This window comes from Methanosarcina sp. 2.H.A.1B.4 (genome assembly GCF_000979385.1).
Lineage (GTDB): Archaea > Halobacteriota > Methanosarcinia > Methanosarcinales > Methanosarcinaceae > Methanosarcina.
Genome location: NZ_JJOV01000075.1, coordinates 1 through 3,926 on the forward strand (window position 1 = coordinate 1; position 3,926 = coordinate 3,926).

Annotated in this window: 2 protein-coding genes and 1 tRNA gene; all 3 read left to right on the plus strand. The window is 48.7% G+C overall.

Annotated features, from left to right (window positions below; genetic code table 11):
• Positions 1-803 precede the first annotated feature (803 nt).
• The 3 genes from EO92_RS11695 (at position 804) to EO92_RS11705 (ending at position 3,823) form a co-directional block, all read left to right on the plus strand.
• Entirely contained in the window at positions 804-1,586 is a 783-nt protein-coding gene (locus tag EO92_RS11695) for a sulfide-dependent adenosine diphosphate thiazole synthase (protein WP_048132415.1), read from the plus strand.
• Positions 1,587-1,761: 175 nt separating this feature from the next.
• Positions 1,762-1,833 (plus strand) — tRNA-His (locus tag EO92_RS11700).
• A gap of 256 nt (positions 1,834-2,089) precedes the next feature.
• Positions 2,090-3,823 carry a radical SAM protein gene (locus EO92_RS11705; RefSeq protein ID WP_048171779.1) on the plus strand — a complete coding sequence of 578 codons (1,734 nt, stop codon included), beginning with the start codon at positions 2,090-2,092 and terminating at the stop codon, positions 3,821-3,823.
• The last annotated feature ends 103 nt before the right edge of the window (positions 3,824-3,926 follow it).

Below are 3,926 nucleotides of genomic sequence, written 5' to 3' on the forward strand. Positions count from 1 at the left end.
CTTAGAGTCTCAGGGGTGTCTGTCAACCACCCACACGGATAATATGATCTGAGAAATCAGGGATATCCATGCTTGCCACTTCAGTGGTGAGTAGTTGACCCTGCCCTCTTTCATACGAACCTGCTTAACCCCTGTCCACGGTCTGTTCGAGTTTGATCTATTTTTTATTAATTATCCAAAGTAACTGGAATCGTATCCCAGTTATTATTGTTCCGAGCGAAGCGAGGTTGGTCCTTTTTGTCCGGCAAGATTTAAAAATTGTATAAAAGACGTAAATGCCAGAAAAAAGGTGTTGACTCTATTTCATTCATTAAATTTAAGGGCAGAACGCTCTCCTTCTTCGAGCGTGGGTGGGCATGGTATCCGAGCTATGAAACTGGAACCCCGGCAATGAGCAAAGATCAAAGCCGAAAAACCTACCCTCTGCTTGAAGTTCAATTGATCTAAAAATCCGGGATCCATTTTTTCAGTCCCTCAAACCTTCTTGTCACGAAAACCGAAATCTTCACACGCTCCTAAAAATACTCCCAAAATTGTAATTTCGTGGTTGGTAATTTTTTAAAGCTTTGATATTGCCATATGTGAAGCCGCTTCAGAACTATTACTTTTCTTCCCCATCCTCCCCATCCTCCCCATCCTCCCCATCCTCCCTATCAGATTCCAACAACTTTAAAAGGAATGCCCATTATCAAAATGTGAATTTCAGTGCTTACGATCAGGGTTAACAATTCCCTGATTTACTTCTTAAAATACCGGGTTGTTTTCCCCGGACCTTCAATCCTACAACTTAATGAGAGATTAAAATGGAACTCGACGAAGTCATAATCACACGGGCAATTTTTGAAGAGTATTCTAAAACCTTCCTTGACTACACTGACATCGATGTAGCACTTATAGGAGGGGGACCTGCAAACCTGGTGGCTGCAAAGTACCTGGCTGAAGCCGGGGCAAAGGTTGCCATTTATGAGCAGAAGCTGTCTCTCGGGGGCGGCATGTGGGCCGGTGGCATGATGTTCCCGCGCATAGTTGTGCAGGAAGAAGCCTGCCACGTCCTGGACGACTTCGGAATCAGGTATAAGGAGTACCAGCCCGGGTATTATGTGGCAAATTCCGTAGAATCCGTCGGGAAGCTGATTGCAGGGGCAACTTCGGCAGGGGCTGAGGTCTTTAACCTTGTGAGCTTTGAGGACGTCATGATCCGGGAGAACGACAGGGTTACTGGAATTGTCATCAACTGGGGTCCTGTCACAACACAGCGCCTGCACGTGGACCCTCTCATGATCCGCACAAAACTCGTGATCGACGGGACAGGGCATGATGCTGTTGTCTGCAACACGATTCTCAGGAAAATCCCTAACGCAAAGATCGGAGAACTCGGGATGCTCGGGGAAAAGCCAATGTGGTCTGAGGTCGGCGAGCGCCTGGCTGTGGACGCAACCCAGGAGATCTATCCCGGGCTGATTGTCGCAGGAATGGCCGCAAATGCCGCAACCCGTGCCCCGAGAATGGGCCCTGTCTTCGGAGGCATGCTCCTTTCCGGAGAAAAGGCTGCAAAACTTGCCCTTGATAGGCTTAAAATGATCTGATATTTGCCTGAAGCAAGCCGAAACCCTCCAAAAATCGGGGTTTTACCTGTTCAGAATGCCGGAAAACAGAAAACTTCCCTCTTCTTGGAAAAGTCTCCTGCTTTTTCCGGCAAAAACTTTATATAAATAAACTCCTTCTATAGGTTGCTTCAAACCTGAAGTACCAGACCCTGTGGCCGGGGTAGGGTAGAGGTTATCCTGTGGCCCTGTGGAGGCCACGATCCGAGTTCGATTCTCGGTCCCGGCCCTAAAACAATTTTATAATTATTTTTCTTCTCTTCTGTGTTTACGGTGTTTTTCTGCAGCAGTGTTTTTTATATTGTTTCTAACGTCTATTTTATAATCTGCTCTTAATCTGCTCTATTACAGTTACCTTACACTATGTTTCTATAACCCTACTGCATCTACCAATCGCCTGTATCTAATATCCGATTGCACTGTATATGCTTCCAACTTCATATGCTTCCAACTTTAATTATCAAACAAAGGAAACGAGAACTGATATGAAAGCACTCATCATAGACGGTTATGTGGACGAGCCCGCCTGCCTCGGGGTTCCTCCATACCTTTCCCCTTACGCACGGTACATAGCAGGAGCTCTTAGAGAGCGCGGGCTTTCCGAAAACGATATTCACTACCTGACCATCGACACCCTGAGGGAAAACCCTCCCTGGGCTGGCGAGCTTATAGGCAAGGCAGATCTTCTGGTAATTATTGCAGGCATGACCGTGCCTGGAAAATATCTTCGGGCTTCCCCTATCACGCCTGGAGAGATCGAAACTATCTTTCGGGCTGCGAGCGGGGTAAAGGTTATAGGCGGCCCTATCAGGCTCGGTTTCAGCAGCGAAGGCGGAAGGGCTGCAAAGGGAACGGAAAGCGGGATAAGCCTGGGAGAAGCCGTGCTTGCAAAAATGGATGTCGAGGCTTTTATTTACGATCTCTTTGAGGGAGGGGCTGGCGGGAACGGATGCAGTGGAAGCAACGGAAGCTTTCCTGCAAAGCTGAAAGCCCCGGAATCCATTGACCACCGTTTCAGGACAACAGCCGAGATAGGGCGCTGGGGGTCGAAAGGAGCTTTTTTGATCCGGCAGCACCCGGACTACCCTTACTGTATGTGCGAGCTTGAAACCTACAGGGGCTGCGGCAGGCAGATCCACTGTTCTTTCTGTACCGAGCCATTTTATGGGGCTTCGGACTACAGGCCTGTAGAGGATGTTGTCTCCGAAGTCTCTGCACTTTATTCCCATGGAGCCCGCTATTTTAGAATAGGAAGGCAGCCTGACCTTTTTTCTTACCACGGGACCGATGCCGGAGGCCCTGTCCCTAAACCCGTTCCCGAGGTTCTTGAAAGGCTTTACCGTGGAATCCGGAATTCCGCACCTGAGCTTTCCGTGCTTCATATGGACAACGCAAATCCGATAACCCTTGCAGCATACCCCGAAGAGTCAGAGCAGATTCTGAAGACGATTATCAAATATCACACCCCCGGAGATGTAGCAGCCTTTGGGATGGAGACTGCTGACCCCGTGGTGATTGCAGCAAATTCCCTCAAGGCGACTTCCGAAGAAGTTTTTGAGGCGATCAAACTGGTAAACAGGCTTGGGGCCGTGCGCGGGGCAAATGGGCTTCCGGAAATTCTTCCTGGCATTAATTTTGTACACGGGCTGATGGGTGAGACGAAAAAAACGTTCCAGCTGAATTATGATTTCCTTCAGCAGGTGTTTGATTCAGGGCTGCTTCTCCGAAGGATTAATATCCGGCAGGTTATGGCATTTCCCGGAACTCCAATGTACGGAAGGGACGAAGCAACCAGGAAGCACAAGAAACTCTTTCTGGACTATAAGGAACAGGTCCGGAAGAACATCGACCTTCCAATGCTCCGGCGGGTCGTGCCGGAAGGAACGGTACTGAGAGATGTAATGTGCGAGGTGCATGACAGAGGGGTCACTTTCGGGAGGCAGCTTGGCTCTTATCCTCTACTTGTGGGAGTTCCTGCCCTCCTTCCTCTGCGAAAATTCACGGATATTACTGTCACAGGACACGGAATGCGTTCGATTACCGGGATTCCCTATCCCCTGCATATAAACACCGCATCTCCTGCCCTTATCCGGGAAATTCCGGGCATCGGCAGAAAAGCGGCTGATTCTATAGCTGCCGGAATTCCTTATATTGACAGAGAGGATTTTCTCAGGAGAGTAAATGAGGGAGAAAAGATTATCAGTTTCATCAAAATTTGATTCTGTGACGGCTCCCGCCAATGAATTGGCAGGCATCTAAGGGATTGCACCTATGCTATACCGCCCTAGAGCAAATAATGTTTGTCTCGCCAACACCGTTCAA

Coding starts and splice junctions, on each gene's coding strand:
- EO92_RS11705 (WP_048171779.1), top strand. CDS start 2,090: ATGAAAGCACTCATCATAGACGGTTATGTGGACGAGCCCGCCTGCCTC.
- EO92_RS11695 (WP_048132415.1), top strand. CDS start 804: ATGGAACTCGACGAAGTCATAATCACACGGGCAATTTTTGAAGAGTAT.